17 protein-coding genes are annotated in these 16,592 nt (G+C 73.8%); 8 read left to right on the forward strand and 9 right to left on the reverse strand.

Annotated elements, in window-relative coordinates:
* Positions 1–37 precede the first annotated feature (37 nt).
* The 3 genes from OHB09_RS27935 to OHB09_RS27945 are packed head-to-tail and all read right to left on the reverse strand — an operon-like array spanning position 38 to position 2,645.
* On the reverse strand, positions 38–1,240 hold the full coding sequence (locus OHB09_RS27935; protein WP_167794161.1) for a thiolase family protein: 1,203 nt from the start codon (positions 1,238–1,240) through the stop codon (positions 38–40).
* Positions 1,237–1,890, reverse strand: coding sequence for a CoA transferase subunit B (locus OHB09_RS27940; RefSeq protein WP_006139844.1), 654 nt, complete (start codon positions 1,888–1,890; stop codon positions 1,237–1,239). The genes OHB09_RS27935 and OHB09_RS27940 overlap by 4 nt, the downstream gene beginning before the upstream one ends.
* Positions 1,890–2,645: a CoA transferase subunit A gene (locus tag OHB09_RS27945; protein ID WP_006139845.1), complete on the reverse strand. Its 756-nt coding sequence runs from the start codon at positions 2,643–2,645 to the stop codon at positions 1,890–1,892. Before OHB09_RS27945 ends, OHB09_RS27940 begins: the two co-directional genes overlap by 1 nt.
* Before the next feature lie 222 nt (positions 2,646–2,867).
* Here OHB09_RS27945 and OHB09_RS27950 point away from each other — a divergent pair, with 222 nt between their 5' ends.
* On the forward strand, positions 2,868–3,308 hold the full coding sequence (locus tag OHB09_RS27950; protein ID WP_093592908.1) for a MarR family winged helix-turn-helix transcriptional regulator: 441 nt from the start codon (positions 2,868–2,870) through the stop codon (positions 3,306–3,308).
* A 2-nt stretch (positions 3,309–3,310) separates the two neighbouring features.
* Here the strand turns inward: OHB09_RS27950 and OHB09_RS27955 are convergent, their stop codons facing one another.
* On the reverse strand, positions 3,311–4,306 hold the full coding sequence (locus OHB09_RS27955) for a DUF3048 domain-containing protein (protein WP_093592905.1): 996 nt from the start codon (positions 4,304–4,306) through the stop codon (positions 3,311–3,313).
* A gap of 211 nt (positions 4,307–4,517) precedes the next feature.
* Here OHB09_RS27955 and OHB09_RS27960 point away from each other — a divergent pair, with 211 nt between their 5' ends.
* Together OHB09_RS27960 and OHB09_RS27965 are read left to right on the forward strand one after the other, a co-directional pair.
* A complete protein-coding gene (locus OHB09_RS27960) occupies positions 4,518–5,708 on the forward strand; it encodes a zinc-dependent alcohol dehydrogenase (protein WP_040894937.1) in 1,191 nt (396 codons plus the stop codon).
* Between the two features lie 83 nt (positions 5,709–5,791).
* A complete protein-coding gene (locus tag OHB09_RS27965; protein WP_328922733.1) occupies positions 5,792–6,457 on the forward strand; it encodes a maleylpyruvate isomerase N-terminal domain-containing protein in 666 nt (221 codons plus the stop codon).
* A gap of 48 nt (positions 6,458–6,505) precedes the next feature.
* Here OHB09_RS27965 and OHB09_RS27970 read toward each other — a convergent pair whose 3' ends face one another.
* Entirely contained in the window at positions 6,506–7,570 is a 1,065-nt protein-coding gene (locus tag OHB09_RS27970) for an ATP-dependent DNA ligase (protein WP_006139850.1), read from the reverse strand.
* Positions 7,571–7,644: 74 nt separating this feature from the next.
* On the opposite strand from OHB09_RS27970, the gene ligD reads away from it, so the two are divergent.
* Positions 7,645–8,703: a non-homologous end-joining DNA ligase gene (gene ligD / locus OHB09_RS27975; RefSeq protein WP_234528359.1), complete on the forward strand. Its 1,059-nt coding sequence runs from the start codon at positions 7,645–7,647 to the stop codon at positions 8,701–8,703.
* 45 nt (positions 8,704–8,748) lie between these two features.
* Positions 8,749–9,807 carry a LacI family DNA-binding transcriptional regulator gene (locus OHB09_RS27980; RefSeq protein WP_191851788.1) on the forward strand — a complete coding sequence of 353 codons (1,059 nt, stop codon included), beginning with the start codon at positions 8,749–8,751 and terminating at the stop codon, positions 9,805–9,807.
* A gap of 60 nt (positions 9,808–9,867) precedes the next feature.
* Here the strand turns inward: OHB09_RS27980 and OHB09_RS27985 are convergent, their stop codons facing one another.
* The gene (locus tag OHB09_RS27985) at positions 9,868–10,689 is read right to left on the reverse strand and encodes a VOC family protein (protein WP_093592894.1); all 822 of its coding nucleotides are present in this window, start codon (positions 10,687–10,689) and stop codon (positions 9,868–9,870) included.
* A gap of 132 nt (positions 10,690–10,821) precedes the next feature.
* On the opposite strand from OHB09_RS27985, the gene OHB09_RS27990 reads away from it, so the two are divergent.
* Complete coding sequence (locus tag OHB09_RS27990) at positions 10,822–11,070, forward strand: WhiB family transcriptional regulator (protein WP_006139856.1); 249 nt, start codon at positions 10,822–10,824, stop codon at positions 11,068–11,070.
* A gap of 32 nt (positions 11,071–11,102) precedes the next feature.
* On the opposite strand, the gene OHB09_RS27995 is transcribed toward OHB09_RS27990, so the two are convergent.
* On the reverse strand, positions 11,103–11,507 hold the full coding sequence (locus OHB09_RS27995; protein ID WP_006139857.1) for a hypothetical protein: 405 nt from the start codon (positions 11,505–11,507) through the stop codon (positions 11,103–11,105).
* 100 nt (positions 11,508–11,607) lie between these two features.
* Here OHB09_RS27995 and OHB09_RS28000 point away from each other — a divergent pair, with 100 nt between their 5' ends.
* Positions 11,608–12,672: a helix-turn-helix transcriptional regulator gene (locus OHB09_RS28000; protein WP_167794154.1), complete on the forward strand. Its 1,065-nt coding sequence runs from the start codon at positions 11,608–11,610 to the stop codon at positions 12,670–12,672.
* Positions 12,673–12,816: 144 nt separating this feature from the next.
* Here the strand turns inward: OHB09_RS28000 and OHB09_RS28005 are convergent, their stop codons facing one another.
* Both OHB09_RS28005 and OHB09_RS28010 read right to left on the reverse strand, forming a co-directional pair.
* Positions 12,817–13,794, reverse strand: coding sequence for an acyl-ACP desaturase (locus OHB09_RS28005; RefSeq protein WP_006139859.1), 978 nt, complete (start codon positions 13,792–13,794; stop codon positions 12,817–12,819).
* Between the two features lie 177 nt (positions 13,795–13,971).
* Positions 13,972–15,600 carry an ABC-F family ATP-binding cassette domain-containing protein gene (locus tag OHB09_RS28010; protein ID WP_006139860.1) on the reverse strand — a complete coding sequence of 543 codons (1,629 nt, stop codon included), beginning with the start codon at positions 15,598–15,600 and terminating at the stop codon, positions 13,972–13,974.
* 342 nt (positions 15,601–15,942) lie between these two features.
* Here OHB09_RS28010 and OHB09_RS28015 point away from each other — a divergent pair, with 342 nt between their 5' ends.
* Positions 15,943–16,566 carry a GOLPH3/VPS74 family protein gene (locus OHB09_RS28015; protein ID WP_167793990.1) on the forward strand — a complete coding sequence of 208 codons (624 nt, stop codon included), beginning with the start codon at positions 15,943–15,945 and terminating at the stop codon, positions 16,564–16,566.
* Positions 16,567–16,592 lie beyond the last annotated feature (26 nt).

Here is a 16,592-nt window from a genome sequence, read left to right on the forward strand (position 1 = left end):
CTTCGTCGTGTGGGCCCTTGCGGGGACGGCGGTTCCGTCAGCGTTCGAGGACGAGGGCGAGACCCTGGCCGACACCGATGCAGAGCGTCGCGACACCGGTGCCGCTTCCCCTGCGGGCGAGCTGGTGGGCGACGGTGCCGGCGAGGCGGGCCCCGGAGGCGCCCAGCGGGTGGCCGAGGGCGATGGCGCCGCCCTGCGGGTTGAGGACGGCGGGGTCGATCTCGGGCCACTCGGCGAGGCAGCCGAGGACCTGCGCCGCGAAGGCCTCGTTCAGCTCCAGCACGTCGAGGTCGGCGAAGCTGCGGCCCGCCTTGGCCAGCGCCCGGTCGACGGCCTCGACGGGGGCGAGGCCGAAGTAGTGGGGGTCGGTGGCGGAGACGCCGGTGGCCGAGATCCGGGCGAGGGGTTCGCGGCCGGTGGCCCGCAGCCCTTCCTCGTCGGTCAGGAGCAGGGCGGCGGCTCCGTCGTTGAGGGGGGAGGCGTTGCCCGCCGTGACCGTGCCCCCGTCCTCGCGGAAGGCGGGCCTCAGCTTGGCCAGGGCCTCGGGGGAGGTGTCGGCGCGGACGGACTCGTCGGCCTCGAAGGGGACCGGCTCGCCCTTGCGCCGTGGGACCGGCACGGGGGCGATCTCGGCGTCGAAGAGACCGGAGCCCTGCGCGGCGGCGGCCTTCCGGTGGCTGTGGAGGGCGAACTCGTCCTGCTGCTCGCGGGTGATCCTGTGCTTCTCGGCGATGAGTTCGGCGGACTCGCCCAGCGGGACGGTCCACTGCGGGTCCATCCTCGGGTTGACCATGCGCCAGCCGAGGGTGGTGGAGTACAGCTCGGTGTGGGCGGCCGGGAAGGGGCGCTCGTTCTTGGGCAGCACGTAGGGGGCCCGGGTCATCGACTCCACGCCGCCGGCCAGGGCGATCGAGGCGTCGCCGACGGCGATGGCGCGGGCCGCCTGGACCACGGCTTCCAACCCGGAGGCGCACAGCCGGTTGACGGTGACGCCGGGCACGGAGGTCGGGAGTCCGGCCAGCAGGCCCGCCATGCGGGCGACGTTGCGGTTCTCCTCCCCGGCGCCGTTGGCGTTGCCGAAGTACACGTCCTCGATCCGGGCGGGGTCCAGGCCCGGGGTGCGGGCGAGCAGGGCGCGGATCGTGTGGGCGGCGAGGTCGTCGGGCCGGACGGAGGCGAGGCCGCCGTTGTAGCGGCCGACAGGGGTGCGGACCGCGTCGACGAGATAGACGTCCTTCACTGCTGCTCCTCCAGTCCCTGCGCGAGGGTGAGTGCGGCGTCGGTCGCGGCGGTGATCTCCGCGACCGTCACGCCGGGTGCGGTCTCGACGAGCACGAGCCCGCCGTCGGTGACGTCCAGGACGCCCAGGTCGGTGATGACGCGGTCCACGCAGCCCTTGCCGGTGAGCGGCAGGGTGCACTCGGTGAGGATCTTGGGGGAGCCGTCCTTGGCGGTGTGCGTCATCACGACGAGAACCGTACGGGCGCCGTGCACCAGGTCCATGGCCCCGCCGATCCCGGTGACCAGCTTGCCCGGGACGGCCCAGTTGGCCAGGTCGCCCGTGGCGGAGACCTGCATCGCGCCGAGCACGGCGACGTCGATGTGACCGCCGCGGATCATGGCGAAGGAGAGCGCCGAGTCGAAGAAGGAGGCGCCCGGCAGGACCGTGACGGTCTCCTTGCCGGCGTTGATGAGGTCGGGGTCGACGGCGTCCTCGGCGGGGTAGGGGCCGGTGCCCAGGATGCCGTTCTCCGACTCCAGGACCACCTCGACGCCCGCCGGGAGGTGGTTCGGGATCAGGGTGGGCAGGCCGATGCCCAGGTTGACGTACTGGCCGTCCTCGAGTTCGCGGGCCGCGCGGGCGGCCATCTGCTCACGTGTCCAGGGCATCAGGAGCTCACCGTCCGCTTCTCGATCCGCTTGTCGGCGGCCTGCTCGGGGGTGAGCGCGACCACCCGGCGCACGAAGACACCGGGCAGGTGCACCGCGTCCGGATCGATGTCGCCGGGCTCCACCAGTTCCTCCACCTCGGCGATCGCCACCTTGCCCGCCATGGCCGCGAGCGGGTTGAAGTTGCGGGAGGACTTGCTGAACACGAGGTTGCCGTGCCGGTCGCCCCTGGCCGCCCGCACCAGCGCGAAATCGGTGCGGATGCCGCGCTCCAGCACGTACCGGCCGCCCTCGAACTCGCGGACCTCCTTGGGCGGGGAGGCGAGCGCGACCCCGCCCTCGCCGTCGTAGCGCCAGGGCAGGCCGCCCTCGGCGACCTGGGTGCCGACGCCCGCCGGGGTGTAGAAGGCGGGAATCCCGGCGCCGCCGGCCCGCAGCCGCTCGGCCAGCGTGCCCTGCGGGATGAGTTCCAGCTCCAGTTCCCCGGCCAGGTACTGCCGCGCGAACTCCTTGTTGGCGCCGATGTAGGAGCCGGTCACCCGGGCGATCCGCCCCGCCGCCAGGAGCACCGCGAGACCGGACTCCATGGCACCGCAGTTGTTGGAGACCACGCTCAGCCCGCCGACCCCCCGCTCGTACAGCGCCTGGATCAGCACGTTCGGCACACCGGCGAGCCCGAAGCCGCCGACCGCGAGCGAGGCGCCCGGCGGTATGTCCGCCACCGCCTCCGCGGCCGTGGCGATCACCTTGTCCATCCCTGCGGCTCCTTCTTCTCGGCCGGGCAGTTAGTCAGCGCACTGAGTATTCCTGCGAGGTGCGGCTCACGCTGCCACCCCACCCTGCAGCCGTCAAGACCTTCCCGGCGAAATGCCAGTTCAGGGGGTTGTGGTCAATCGTCTAGGCAGAGCGACGCGAGGGCCGGGGCGCGGATATCATTCAGTGCACCGACGAAATTCCCAGGCATCCGAGGAGCGCACATGGCCGCGGTGGACCTCTCCACCCACCCCGGGCACCTGGCCCGGCGGCTCCAGCAGGCCCACTACCTGCTGTGGAACACGATGGTCTCCGAGGAGATCACCTCGCCCCAGTTCGCGGTCCTCAACACACTCGTCGCCGAACCGGGGCTCGACCAGCGCACGGTGGGGGAGCGGGTGGGCCTCGACCGGTCGACGATCGCCGAGGTCGTCAGCCGCCTCGGCCGCAGGGGCCTGCTGGGCAAGGCCCGCGACCCGCAGGACGGCCGCCGCTTCCTGCTCGACCTCACCGAGGAGGGCGTCCGCGTCCACCGCAGACTCACGGTCCGCACGGCCAGGATGAACCAGGTCTTCCTCGCCCCCCTGTCGGCGGAGGAGCAGGAGCAGTTCTTCGCCCTCATCGGCCGGGTGGCCGACGCGGCCGAGAAACTGCGCGCGGTCTGAGGTCACGGCTTCTGCGCGAGCACCACCCACACCTGGCCCTTGGCGAAATTCAGCGGCGCCCCCTCGGGCGTCGTGAACTTCGTGCCCTGCGTCGCCGTGTCCCGCTTCCAGTGGCCCTCGTACGAGCGGCCGTCCCGCAGCACCTGTGCCCTGCCCGCGCCCACGGTCTCCGTGTACGGCGTGGCACTGCCGAGGTAGTCGTGGAACGTGGAGTCGTGCACGGAGACGTACTGCACGACCACCGTCGCGGGGGCGACCCGGTCGCCTTCGGGGGTCACGGTCGGCCGGCCGTCCGTCGAGACGAGCCAGCGCTCCCGGTCGCCGGACCAGGTGAAGGTGAACCGGGCCGCGGGGAACCGGACCGTGCGCGCGCTCTCGGGGGTGCCGCCGGAGGGCGCGGCGCCGAACCGGAAGCCGTTGGTGAGGGCGTCCGCGCCCGGGGCGGAGCCCATCAGCTCGCGCGGGTGCAGGAAGAGGTCGTGCGGGGCGGACCGGCCCGTGGCCCGGTAGAAGGCGTCCGGCTCCGACTCCGGGGTCGCGGCCCGCAGCGGCGCCTTGTCGATCAGCGGCAGCAGTTTGTGCTGGGCGCCCGAGAAGGCCAGCGTCGGATCGTGGAACTGGCGCAGCAGTTCCAGGTCGGACTCGCGCGCGCTGCGCACCGGCCCGACCGACTCGGGCCACCGGCTCGCGTACACCGCCATCAGCCGGCTCAGACCGCCCTCGACCTGTTCCGCGTACACGACGTCCGCCGTGTCGAGCCCTGCCTGAGGGCGGGCCGGGGCCACGTTGTCGATCTTGACGGCGAGCACCGGGCCGGGGGGCCGGGCGCTCTCGTCCGGGCTGCGGCTGGGTCTTCCGGAGCCCCCGTCGTCGTCCGAGCCGCCGCCCCCGCCGGTGCAGCCCGCCAGCAGCGAGCCCAGCAGCGCGGCGGTGACCAGGCCCGCCGTCCGTGCCCGCGCGGTCCTCGGGGCCGCCCCCGTCCTGCGTCTCCTACTCATCCGTCAATTGTGTGACCTTCATACGGTCTCTGCCAGGGCAGCCATAGCAGTACCAGCCGCTCTCCGCGCCCCGGACGGGGCCGTTGCGGGCGCGAGGACGGGTTCACGCGGAACGCCCCGGGTACCCGGGCTCCCCACCCGGCGGACCGGATCCGATCGAACCGGACGACCGAACCGAGCCGAACCGAACCTGATGAAGGGGCACGAGCCGATGAAGGCAGTGACGTGGCAGGGCAAACGGGACGTGCGCGTCGAGGACGTGCCCGACCCCCGCATCGAACAGCCCACGGACGCGGTCATCCGCATCACCTCCAGCGGCCTGTGCGGCTCCGACCTGCACCTCTACGAGGTGCTGACGCCGTTCATGACACCCGGCGACATCCTGGGCCACGAGCCCATGGGCATCGTCGAGGAGGTCGGCCCCGAGGTGACGAACCTGCGGCCCGGGGACCGCGTGGTCGTGCCGTTCCAGATCGCCTGCGGGCACTGCTGGATGTGCGACACCGGCCTGTACACGCAGTGCGAGACCACCCAGGTCTCCGGCGAGGGCATGGGCGCCGCGCTCTTCGGCTACACCCGCCTCTACGGGGCCGTACCGGGCGCCCAGGCCGAGTACCTGCGGGTGCCGCAGGCCCACTTCGGACCGATCAAGGTGCCCGAGGGTCCCTCGGACGACCGCTTCGTGTACCTCTCCGACGTGCTGCCCACCGCCTGGCAGGCGGTCCAGTACGCGGCCGTCCCGCGGGGCGGCAGCGTCGCCGTGCTCGGCCTCGGGCCCATCGGCGACATGGCCTGCCGGATCGCCCTGCACCAGGGCGCCGAGCGGGTGTTCGGCGTGGACCTCGTGCCCGAGCGGCTGCGACGGCTGCGCGAGCGCGGCGTGGAGACGTTCGACCTGCGCGACTTCGACAGCGAGAAGGACCTCGTCGAGGCGATCCGCGACAGGACCGGCGGCCGCGGACCCGACGCCGTCATCGATGCCGTCGGCACCGAGGCGCACGGCAGCCAGGCCGCGAAGCTCGCCCAGACGGCGGCGGGCGTGCTGCCGCGGGCGATCGGCTCCAAGATCGCGGAACGCTTCAGCGTCGACCGGCTCGCCGCCCTGTACACGGCGATCGACCTGGTGCGGCGCGGCGGCACCATTTCGCTGTCCGGCGTGTACGGCGGCCAGGCGGACCCGATGCCGCTGCTCACCCTGTTCGACAAGCAGATCCAGCTCCGGATGGGCCAGGCCAACGTCCGCCGCTGGACCGACGACATCATCCCGCTCCTGACGGAGGCGGACCCGCTGGGCGTCGACGGCTTCGCCACGCACCACGTCCCCCTGTCGGACGCGCCCCACGCGTACGACATGTTCCAGAAGAAGCAGGACGGCGCGATCAAGGTCCTGATGAAGCCGTAGGGACGAGTGGGGGTCGAGCGCGCGAGGCCGCGGAAGGTCCGAGCGGCCCCCCGCCGGGCGCGGCGCGGCGCTACCGTACCGGCGTGGACCTCTTCTCACGCTCCTGGGAGGCGCTGCGCACGGCGGTCGCCGCGCTTCCCGAGGAGGATTTCGCTCGGCCCTCCGGATGCGCCGGCTGGCTGGTGCGCGACCTGGTGTGCCACCTCGTCGTCGACGCCCAGGACGTCCTGATCACCCTGGCGACACCCACCACGGCCCCGCCCACCCGGGACGCGGTCACCTACTGGACGATCGACGGCCCGCCCCCGCCGGACGCTTCCCCCGGGGAGGACCCCCTCTCCGCGCTGACCGTCCGGCTGGCCGCCGCGTACCAGGACATGGGGCTGCTGACGTTCCACCTGGACGACGTCGGCTCCGCCGCCGGCCGCGCCGCCCGGCTCGCCGAGCCCGCCCTCCGGGTCTCCACCCAGGGAGAGGTGCTCACCGTGGGGGAGTACCTCTCCGCGTACGTCTACGAGTGGACGCTGCACCACCTGGACCTGCGCGCCCACCTGCCCGGCGTGCCCGGTCCGCCCGCCGAGGGCCTCGCCCACGCCCGCGCACTGCTGGAGGGCGTCCTGGGCGCCGCCCTCCCCGGCGCGCTCTCCGACGAGGAAGCCCTCCTGCTCGGCACGGGCCGCCGCGCCCCCACCGCCGCCCAGCGCTCCACCCTGGCCCCGCTCGCGGACCGGCTGCCCTTCCGCGCCTGAGCGCGTCCGGCGGGCGGGGGCGACCGGGGGTTCGGCCCGCGCCCCCGTTCAGCCCCCCAGCACCCGCGCCAGGTCGTACCGCACCGGCTCCTGCAACTGCCCGAACGTGCAGCTCGGGGCCTCCCGGTCCGGGCGCCAGCGGCGGAAGCGGGCCGTGTGGCGGAAGCGGGCCCCGTTCTCCATGTGGTCGTAGGCCACCTCCGCCACCCGCTCCGGGCGCACCGGCACCCAGGACAGGTCCTTCTTCCCCGTCCAGCGGCTCGGTGCCCCCGGCATCCGCGAGGAGGCGTGGGCCGCCTCCTCGCCCCAGGCCGCCCACGGGTGCCCCGAGGCGTCCTCCATCCGCAGCGGCTCCAGCTCCTCCACCAGCTCCGCCCGCCGCTTCGCCGTGAACGCCGCGCACACCCCCACGTGCTGCAGCACTCCCGCCTCGTCGTACAGCCCGAGCAACAGCGAGCCGACCACGGGTCCGCTCTTGTGGAAGCGGTACCCGGCCACCACCACGTCCGCCGTCCGCTCGTGCTTGATCTTGAACATGGCCCGCTCGTCCGGCCGGTAGCGCAGGTCCAACGGCTTCGCCACGATCCCGTCCAGGCCCGCCCCCTCGAACTCCTCGAACCAGCGCTCGGCCTCCGCCCGGTCCCGGGTCGCCGGCGCCAGATGCACCGGGGCCGTCACGTCCGCCAGCGCGCGCTCCAGGAGCGCCCGCCGGTCCGTCAGCGGGGCGTTCAGCAGGGACTCGTCGTCCAGTGCGAGCAGGTCGAAGGCGACGAACGAGGCCGGTGTCCGCTCCGCCAGCGTCCGCACCCGCGAGGCCGCCGGGTGGATGCGCTCGCTCAGCGCGTCGAAGTCCAGCCGTCCCTCCCGAGCCACCACGATCTCCCCGTCCATCACGCAGCGCCTCGGCAGCCGCTCCCCCAGCGCCTCCACCAGCTCGGGGAAGTACCTGGTCAGCGGCTTGCCGTTACGGCTGCCCAGCTCGACCTCGGCGCCGTCGCGGAACACGATCGCACGGAAGCCGTCCCACTTCGCCTCGTAGCTCATGTCCGGCGGGATCCGCGCCACGGACTTGGCGAGCATCGGCAGGACGGGGGGCATCACCGGCAGGTCCATGCCCCGATTCTGGCGCCGGGCGTCCGCCTTCGCCCGGTGTGCGAGGTATGCGGCGTACGCCTACCGTGGCTCGCATGGGCGAAGCGGTGGAACTGCGGGTGGCGGGCCGGACCGTGCGGCTGTCCAGCCCGGACAAGGTCTTCTTCCCGGAGCGCGGCTTCACCAAGCTGGACGTCGCCCGCTACTACCAGGCCGTCGCCCCCGGCATCCTGCGCGCCCTGCGCGACCGCCCCACCACCCTGCAGCGCTACCCGGACGGCGTGGAGGGCGAGTGGTTCTACCAGAAGCGCGCGCCCAAGAGCATGCCCGACTGGATCCCCACCGCCCACATCACCTTCCCCAGCGGCCGCAGCGCCGACGAGATGTGCCCCACCGAGGAGGCCGCCGTGCTGTGGGCCGCCCAGTACGGCACCCTCACCTTCCACCCCTGGCCGGTGCGCCGCGGGGACGTCGACCACCCCGACGAACTCCGGATCGACCTCGACCCGCAACCCGGCACCGGTTACCCCGAAGCCGTCCACGCCGCACACGAACTCCGGTCCGTCCTCGAGGAGTTCGGCGGGCTGCGCGGCTGGCCCAAGACCTCCGGCGGCCGGGGACTGCACGTCTTCGTGCCCATCGAGCCGCGCTGGACCTTCACCCAGGTGCGTCGCGCCGCCATCGCCGTCGCCCGCGAGGTCGAGCGCCGGATGCCGGACCGGGTCACCACCGCCTGGTGGAAGGAGGAGCGCGGCGCCAGGATCTTCGTCGACTACAACCAGACCGCCCGCGACCGCACCATCGCCTCCGCCTACTCGGTACGCCCCGAGCCGCACGCCCCCGTCTCCGCCCCGCTGCGCTGGGAGGAGGTCGCCGAGGCCCGCCCCCGCGACTTCGACCTGGGGACCATGCCCCGCCGTTTCGCCGAACTCGGCGACGTCCACGCGGACATGGACGCGCACGCGTACTCCCTGGACGCCCTCCTCGAACTCGCCCGCCGCGACGAGCACGACCACGGACTCGGCGACCTGCCGTACCCGCCGGAGTACCCGAAGATGCCCGGCGAGCCCAAGCGCGTCCAGCCCAGCCGCGCCCGCAAGGGAACCCCTGCCCACCCGCGCGGCGGAGACCGGAGCGCGGCCGGGGACGGCTGAGCGGCCGGAGCTATCCTGGCCGCATCCGCCGAGGAGGAGTGCCGAGTGACCGAGACCGCGCCGCGGCCCACGCTGGAGGAGGTGGCCGCCCTGGCCGGCGTCTCCCGGGCCACCGTCTCCCGGGTCGTCAACGGCGGCGACGGCGTGCGCGAACGCCTCGCCGAGCGGGTCCGCCGGGCCGTCGACGAGCTCGGCTACGTCCCCAACCAGGCCGCCCGCAGCCTGGTCACCAAACGGCACGACGCCGTCGCCGTCGTCATCGCCGAACCCGAGACCCGGGTCTTCGCCGACCCCTTCTTCGCCGTCCAGCTCCGCGGCATCAGCAAGGAACTCACCGCCCACGACTCCCAGCTCGTCCTGCTGCTCACCGAGGGCCGCGAGGACCACACCCGAGTGGGCCGCTACCTCGCCGGCGGGCACGTCGACGGGGCGCTCGTGTTCTCCCTGCACCTCGACGACCCGCTGCCCGGCCTGGTGCGCCGCGCCGGGCTCCCCACCGTGTTCGGCGGGCGGCCCGGCTGGGGCGGGGGCACCGACGGGACGGGGGACGCCGTCTACGTCGACAGCGACAATCGCGGCGGCGCCCGCGAGGCCGTACGCCACCTGGTAGGCCTCGGCCGCACCCGGATCGCGCACATCGCCGGGGCCCTCGACCAGACCTCGGGCGTGGACCGGCTGGAGGGCTTCCGGGACGTCATGGGCGAGAGCGAGCCCGGGCTCGTGGTGGAGGGCGACTTCACGCCCGCCGGCGGGGAGCGGGCGATGCGGGAACTGCTGGCCCGACACCCGGACGTGGACGCCGTCTTCGCCGCCAACGACCTGACCGCCGCGGGCGCCCTGCGGGTGCTGCGGGAGACGGGGCGGCGGGTGCCGGACGACGTCGCCCTCGTGGGCTTCGACGACATGCTGCCGGTCGCCGAGCAGACCGACCCGCCGCTCACCACGGTCCGCCAGGACATCGAGGAGATGGGTCGCCTGATGGCCCGCCTGCTGCTGCGCACCCTGGACGGCGACGGCGACGGCGACGGGACGGGCGGGGCCTTGGACGGCACGCCCGCCGGGATGGTGCTGCCCACCACGCTGGTGCGCCGCGCCTCCGCGTGAATCCGCTCTGCGCCTCCGCCCGCGTTCTCGCGCGCGGGCCGAGCGGAGCGGCAGGTCCCCTCAGTCCTGCCGAGGTGCGGGTCGCAGCAGCGCGAACCGTGCCCCGTAGGGGTCGGTGAGCCGCGCGAGCCGGCCGACGTCCGGCACGTCCGTCGGCGGCAGGAGCACGGTGCCGCCCTCCTCCGCGGCCCTGCTCGCCACGGCGTCCGCGTCCGCCACCGCGAAGTACGGCAGCCAGTACGCGTCCGGCGCCGCCCCGGGCCCCGTCTCCCGCGTCTCGGAGGCCAGCGGGTCCTCGCCCTTCGCGACCAGGCCGCCGAACATGCCGTCCGGGCCGCCCTCCGCCGGGTTCACGCAGGTGTACGTCGTGTCGCCGGGGAAGGGCACGCCCTCGACCTCCCAGCCGAGGACCCGGTGGTAGAAGGCCGCCGAGGCGGGCACGTCCGCGGTGTGCAGCTCCACCCAGCACAGGGCGCCGAGGGTGCCCGCCGCGTCCAGCCCCTTCAGCCGGCCCGGCTGCCAGACCCCGAACGCGGCCCCCGCACGGTCGGCGAAGACCGCCATCGTGCCCTCGCCCATCACGTCCATGGGCGGCACCAGGACCCGGCCCCCCGCCTGCTCGACCGCCTGCGCGGTGGCACCCGCGTCCGGGACCTGGAAGTACACGTTCCACGAGGGCGGGCCCTGCTCGGGGGTGATCGGCATGCCGCCGGCGACGGTCTTCTCGGTGAGCCGGAAGAAGCCGTAGCCGCCGGCGCCGGGACCGGCCGGCCCGAACTGCCAGCCGAAGAGGGCGGCGTAGAAGGCGGCGGCGCCGTCGATGTCGGGGGCGCCGAGGTCGAGCCAGTTCGGTGCGCCGCTGACGTAACGCGTACTGAGCATGTCCGGTTCCTCCGCACGGTCCTGACCGGGTCCCCTGCCGAGTCTGCCACCGCACCCCGTCCGGCGCGCGGGAGTCGAGCGCGTTGATCCCGCGTTGATCGAACGTTTTTCGCCCTACGGCACCATCCCCCCATGCACTCGGAACCGTCGGCCACCTCCGACATCGCCTGGCAGCAGCGCGCCCTCTGTGCCCAGACGGGGGCGGACTTCTTCTTCCCCGAGCCGGGAAGCTCGCTCCGCGAGGCGAAGCGCATCTGCGGCATGTGCGAGATGCGCTCCGCCTGCCTCGACTACGCCCTCCGGCACGACGAACGCTTCGGCGTCTGGGGCGGCCTCTCCGAAGGGGAACGCCTGCGCCTGGTCCGCGTGGACGAGAGCTGAGCATCCGGCCGACCGCCTCCGCCGACCTCGGCTCAGGTGCGCGGAGCGGGCCCGGGCCACCAGCGCAGCACGGCCTCGACGGTCGTCGTCGGGCTCACGTTGAAGCAGAGTCTCGCCCCCGGCATCAGCTCGTGCGTCGTGTTGACCAGCATCTCGAACAGCGGGGTCAGCGCCGGGTCCAGCCGTACCCCGGCGCCGACCATGACCAGGTCGTACTCCTTTCCGGCCAGTGCGGCCCGGTAGACCGCCTCGGCCGTACGGCCGTAATCGAGCAGGCACACGTCGACGGTGAGGCCGAGCTCCTCGAGCCGGGCCCGGGCCGCGGCCACCCCGGCCCGGACCGCCGCCGCGTCGATCTCCGGGAACGCCGCCCGTGAGGAGGGCGCGTCGTCCACGAGCGCGGGGTCGAGACCGACGGAGAGCAGGGACGGGGACATGCCGGTACCTCCTGGTGACGGGGTGTTCCCGGCCGACGGTAGGCGCGCGGGGAGGCGCGCGGCTCTCCCCCTTCCGGGGGATGGAGATACATTCGGTCCGGTGAGACACCCGGCGAACACCCCGGTGGCCCGGCGCGAGGCCGTGCGCGACGTCGAGGCACTGTGCCGCCTCGACCTCGGCTCCCGGGAGCTGCGGCGCCGCGTCACCGAGCGGCTGACGCGGCTCGTCCCGGCCGATTCCCACTGCTTCGGCACGGTGGACCCGGAGACACTGCTGATCACCGACGACGTGAGCGTCAACCTCACGCCGGAGGCGGCCGCGGCAGCCGCTCACAACGAGTACCTGGTGGACGACGTGCTGAAGTTCGCGGCACTCGCCCGCCCCGGGCCGTCCGCGGACACGCTCGCCGCGGCCACCGGCGGTGATCCCCGGTCCAGCCCTCGGTACCGGCACGTGCTGCCGCTGATCGACGCGCGGCACGAGCTGCGGGCGGGCTTCGTGGTGGACGGCCGGTGCTGGGGCGCCCTCGCCCTGTTCCGCGGGGGAGCGCGGCCGGACTTCGACCCGGCCGACGTCGCCGTGTTGCGGCGGCTGTCCGCCCCGGTCGGCGCGGCCCTGCGCCGGGCCGCCCACCGGGCGCCGGTCGAGGCGGTGCCCGGCCCGGACGAGGCGGGAGTGCTCCTGCTCGACGAGGAGCTGCGGCCGCTCTCGCAGAACCCGGCCGCGAAGCTCTGGTGGGACGAGCTGGGGTCCGCCGTGGGCGCCTCCCCGGGCGCAGGGCTGCCGATCGCGGTCCTGGAGGTCGCCGCGCGGGGGAGGGGCGCGACCCTTCCCGCGTACGGGCGGATCCGCGGCCGCTCGGGCCGGTGGCTGTCGGTCCGCGCCGCCCCGCTCGGCGGGGCCGGGCCCGCCCCGGCCGCCGTCGCTGTCACGCTGCACCCGGCGCCGGCCGCGGAGGTGGCCGAGGTGCTGCAGCTCGCCTACGGGCTCACCCCGCGCGAGCGGGAGGTGCTGGCCAAGGTGGTCGCGGGCCTGCCCTCGCGGGAGGTCGCCCGGGACCTGCACCTGACGACGGGGACCGTGCGGGACCATCTGAGGAGCGTCTTCGCGAAGACGGGCACGCACAGCCGGACCGAGCTGGTGGCGAGGATCCTCGGCCTGTGAACCGTGCGCCGCGCCGCGGGGCACGGCGCGGCCGGGGAAGCACGCGCAGGGCCCCGCGCCCTGTTCGGAGCGCGGGGCCCTGCGGTCGTGCGGTGGTGCTTCTGCGGTTGCGCCTTCGTGCGGTGCGGCGGGGGCCCGGAGGGGTCAGCCCGCGGCGCGCGCCGCCATGCGGGCCTTGCGGGCCGCGAGCTTCTCGTCGAACTTCGAGGCCTCGGAGTCCAGGCCCCCCAGGAACATGCCCAGTTCCTCCTGGGCCTTCAGGCCCTCCGGGCCCAGGCCGTCGAGCTGCAGCACCTTCAGATGGCGCAGTACCGGCTGGAGCACGTCGTCGTGGTGGATGCGCAGGTTGTAGACCTCGCCTATGGCCATCTGCGCCGCCGCCCGCTCGAAGCCGGGGATGCCGTGGCCCGGCATGCGGAACTCGACGACCACGTCCCGCACCGCCTGCATCGTCAGGTCGGGGGCCAGCTCGAACGCGGCCTTGAGCAGGTTGCGGTAGAAGACCATGTGCAGGTTCTCGTCCGTGGCGATCCGGGCCAGCATCCGGTCGCACACCGGGTCGCCCGACTGGTGGCCGGTGTTGCGGTGCGAGATGCGGGTGGCCAGCTCCTGGAAGGCGACGTACGCGATCGAGTGGAGCATCGAGTGCGCGTTGTCCGACTCGAAGCCCTCGCTCATGTGCGACATCCGGAACTGCTCCAGCTTGTCCGGGTCCACCGCGCGCGAGGCGAGCAGGTAGTCGCGCATGACGATGCCGTGCCGGCCCTCCTCGGCCGTCCAGCGGTGCACCCAGGTGCCCCAGGCACCGTTCCGGCCGAAGAGGGTGGCGATCTCGTGGTGGTAGCTGGGGAGGTTGTCCTCCGTGAGAAGATTCACCACGAGGGCGGTGCGGCCGATCTCGGTGACCTTGGACTGACCCTTCTCCCAGGCCTCGCCGTCCTCGAAGAAGCCGGGGAAGTTGCGGCCCTCGCTCCACGGGACGTACTCGTGCGGCATCCAGTCCTTGGCGACCTTCAAGTGCCGGTTCAGTTCCCTCTCCACCACTTCTTCGAGCGCGTAGAGCAGCCGGGCGTCGGTCCAGGCGGTGGACGGGCTGCCGAGAAGGGGGGAGGTTACGGTCACGAGGCACTCCAGGGGGACGAACGGATACGGGAGTCGTGCGTGCGGCGAGCGGACCCGAGCGGTGGGCCCGCACCTACGGCACCGTAACCTACGGGCTCGTAGGCTACGAAACCGTAGGTTACGCAGGCGTAGGTTAAGCGCGCTGTAAAGGCCTCTGGCCAGGCACGACTCCCGGGCCTAGCCCGACACCACCTCCTCGGCCGAGGTCTCGCGCAGTTCGCCCCCGTCCAGCTGCAGCCAGCGGGTGATGCCGACGGACTCCAGGAACGGCAGGTCGTGGGAGGCGATCACGAGGGCGCCCTCGTAGGACTCCAGCGCCGAGACGAGCTGCCGCACGCTCGCCATGTCGAGGTTGTTGGTCGGCTCGTCCAGCAGCAGGAGCTGCGGCGCGGGCTCGGCGAGCATGAGCGCCGCCAGGGCCGCGCGGAACCGCTCGCCGCCGGACAGGGTCCCCGCCGTCCGGTCGGCCCGGGCACCCCGGAACAGGAAGCGGGCCAGCCGCGCCCGGATCCGGTTGTCGGTGGCGCCGGGCGCGAACCGGGCCACGTTCTCCGCGACCGTCAGCGCCTCGTCGAGCACGTCGAGCCGCTGCGGCAGGAACCGGACCGGCACATGGACGTCCGCCTCGCCCCGCACCGGCGGCAGCTCGCCCGCGAGGGTCCGCAGCAGGGTGGTCTTGCCGGCGCCGTTGCGCCCGGTCAGCGCGACCCGCTCGGGCCCGTGCAGATCGAGCGCACCCTCCCGCAGGGCCCCGTGGGCCACCTCGAGCGCGCGCAGGGTGAACACGGTGCGGCCCGGGGGCACCGCGGTGTGCGGCAGCTCGACGCGGATCTCGTCGTCCTCCCGGACGGCGTCCGCCGCCTCGTCGAGCCGCTCCCGGGCGGCGCTCAGCCGCTCCTCGTGCAGGATGCGGTGTTTGCCCGCGGACTCCTGGGCGGCCCGCTTGCGCGCCCCCATCACGATCTTCGGCTCGCGTTTGCTGTCCCACATCTTCTGCCCGTACCGCTTGCGGCGGGCCAGTTTCTGCTGCGCCTCGACGAGTTCGCGCTTCTGCTTGCGCAGGTCCGACTCCGCGACGCGCACCATCCGGGCGGCGGCCTCCTGCTCGACGGCGAGCGCCTCCTCGTACGCGGAGAGGTTGCCGCCGTACCAGGTGAGCTCGCCGGCGCGCAGATCGGCGATCCGGTCCACGCGGTCGAGGAGTTCGCGGTCGTGGCTGACCACCACCAGCGCGCCCGGCCCCGACCACGTGTCCACGGCCTCGTAGAGCCGGCGGCGCGCGTGCAGGTCGAGGTTGTTGGTGGGCTCGTCGAGCAGCAGCACATCGGGGCGGCGCAGCAGCAGGGCGGCCAGCCGGAGCAGGACCGACTCGCCGCCGGAGACCTCGCCGAGCGTGCGGTCCAGCCCGATGTGACCGAGGCCCAGCTCGCCGAGGACCGCGAGCGCGCGCTCCTCCACGTCCCAGTCGTCGCCGACGGCAGTGAAGTGCGCCTCGTCCACGTCGCCCGCCTCGATGGCGTGCAACGCCGCGCGCACGGCGGCGATGCCGAGGGCCTCGTCCACCCGCAGGGAGGTGTCGAGCGTGATGTTCTGCGGCAGGTACCCGAGTTCGCCGGTGACGCGCACGGTGCCGCCCGAGGGGGTCAGTTCCCCGGCGAGCAGCTTCAACAGGGTCGACTTGCCCGATCCGTTGACGCCGACGAGTCCGGTGCGGCCGGGGCCGAACGCGGCGTCGAGGCCGTCGAGGACGGGGGTGCCGTCCGGCCAGGAGAAGGAGAGGGAGATACAGGTGAGGGAGGTATGCATGCGGCCTCGCAGAGCGTGTGGGGCGGATCGTGAACACGCGTGCGGGACACCGCGAGGAGGAGGGAAGAAGAAGTGACGGTCCTCCGTCGGCGGGACGGCTCGTGGAACGAGGTCGCACACGACGCGCACACGTCCCGGCCCGGCCGAGTACGACTCGGCACGGCGCGGTAGGAGTGCGGCGCGGTGTCCCAGAACCTCAGACGAGCAACGTCCTTCTCCGATCGACGGCAACAGAACCGTTGTCCACGGTAGGAACGGGTAGCAGGGGTGTCAACGGAATAATCGCGGACCGGTGGCGCCCGGAAGTGCGGCGGCGGCCCGCCCGAGCACCAGGAGGCCGACGTGCTCCATGGCTCCCTCAGCCTGCCCGCCCGCCTCTGCCTGCTGTCCTGGGACACGGCTACGGGCGAACCGCTCGCCGCCGACCGGCTGCCGTACCTGGTGCGGGCCGGGGCCCTCACCGAACTGGCGCGGCGCGGGCCGCTGACCGACGTGGACGGCATCGTCACCCCCGCCGACCTCGACGCGAGGACGGGGGACGACGCGCTCGACGACTTCCTCGAACTGGTCATGGAGTCCCGGCCGCGCACCTGGGCCGAGTGGGTGACGGCGCACGCCTCCGTCACGCTGGACGCGGTGCGGGCCGGTCTGGCCGCCGACGGCCGCCTGCGGCCCGGGAAGCGGCGGGCGCTCGGCTTCCTGCCGAGGGTGGACTACTCGCCGGTGGACCCCGGGGAGACGACGGCCCTCCAGAAGGCCGTCCGGCGCGCGCTCGCGGCACCGTCGGCGGCGCGGGTCCCGCCGGAGGACGCGGCTCTGGCCGCGCTGGCGACGACGGCGGGCGCGCTGGCGCCCCCGTCCGGGGCCGACCTCGCCCGCGCGGAGGAACTGACCCGGGGAGCGGTCGCCGGGGAGATCAGGGGCGGCCTGGCGGCCGCGGTGGAGGCGAGGGCCCGGGCCGCCTGAGGAAGGCGGGCGGGGCCACCCGCCGG

The sequence above is a fragment of the Streptomyces griseoaurantiacus genome (assembly GCF_036189845.1).
GTDB classification, from domain to species: Bacteria; Actinomycetota; Actinomycetes; order Streptomycetales; family Streptomycetaceae; genus Streptomyces; species Streptomyces griseoaurantiacus.

What these genes read in the sequence shown, in the direction of transcription:
- OHB09_RS28010 (WP_006139860.1), bottom strand. Translation starts at nt 15,600, where the DNA reads ATGCATACCTCCCTCACCTGTATCTCCCTCTCCTTCTCCTGGCCGGAC.
- OHB09_RS27940 (WP_006139844.1), bottom strand. Translation starts at nt 1,890, where the DNA reads ATGCCCTGGACACGTGAGCAGATGGCCGCCCGCGCGGCCCGCGAACTC.
- OHB09_RS27985 (WP_093592894.1), bottom strand. Translation starts at nt 10,689, where the DNA reads ATGCTCAGTACGCGTTACGTCAGCGGCGCACCGAACTGGCTCGACCTC.
- OHB09_RS27960 (WP_040894937.1), top strand. Translation starts at nt 4,518, where the DNA reads ATGAAGGCAGTGACGTGGCAGGGCAAACGGGACGTGCGCGTCGAGGAC.
- ligD (WP_234528359.1), top strand. Translation starts at nt 7,645, where the DNA reads ATGGGCGAAGCGGTGGAACTGCGGGTGGCGGGCCGGACCGTGCGGCTG.
- OHB09_RS27990 (WP_006139856.1), top strand. Translation starts at nt 10,822, where the DNA reads ATGCACTCGGAACCGTCGGCCACCTCCGACATCGCCTGGCAGCAGCGC.
- OHB09_RS27945 (WP_006139845.1), bottom strand. Translation starts at nt 2,645, where the DNA reads ATGGACAAGGTGATCGCCACGGCCGCGGAGGCGGTGGCGGACATACCG.
- OHB09_RS27970 (WP_006139850.1), bottom strand. Translation starts at nt 7,570, where the DNA reads ATGGACCTGCCGGTGATGCCCCCCGTCCTGCCGATGCTCGCCAAGTCC.
- OHB09_RS27995 (WP_006139857.1), bottom strand. Translation starts at nt 11,507, where the DNA reads ATGTCCCCGTCCCTGCTCTCCGTCGGTCTCGACCCCGCGCTCGTGGAC.
- OHB09_RS27950 (WP_093592908.1), top strand. Translation starts at nt 2,868, where the DNA reads ATGGCCGCGGTGGACCTCTCCACCCACCCCGGGCACCTGGCCCGGCGG.
- OHB09_RS27955 (WP_093592905.1), bottom strand. Translation starts at nt 4,306, where the DNA reads ATGAGTAGGAGACGCAGGACGGGGGCGGCCCCGAGGACCGCGCGGGCA.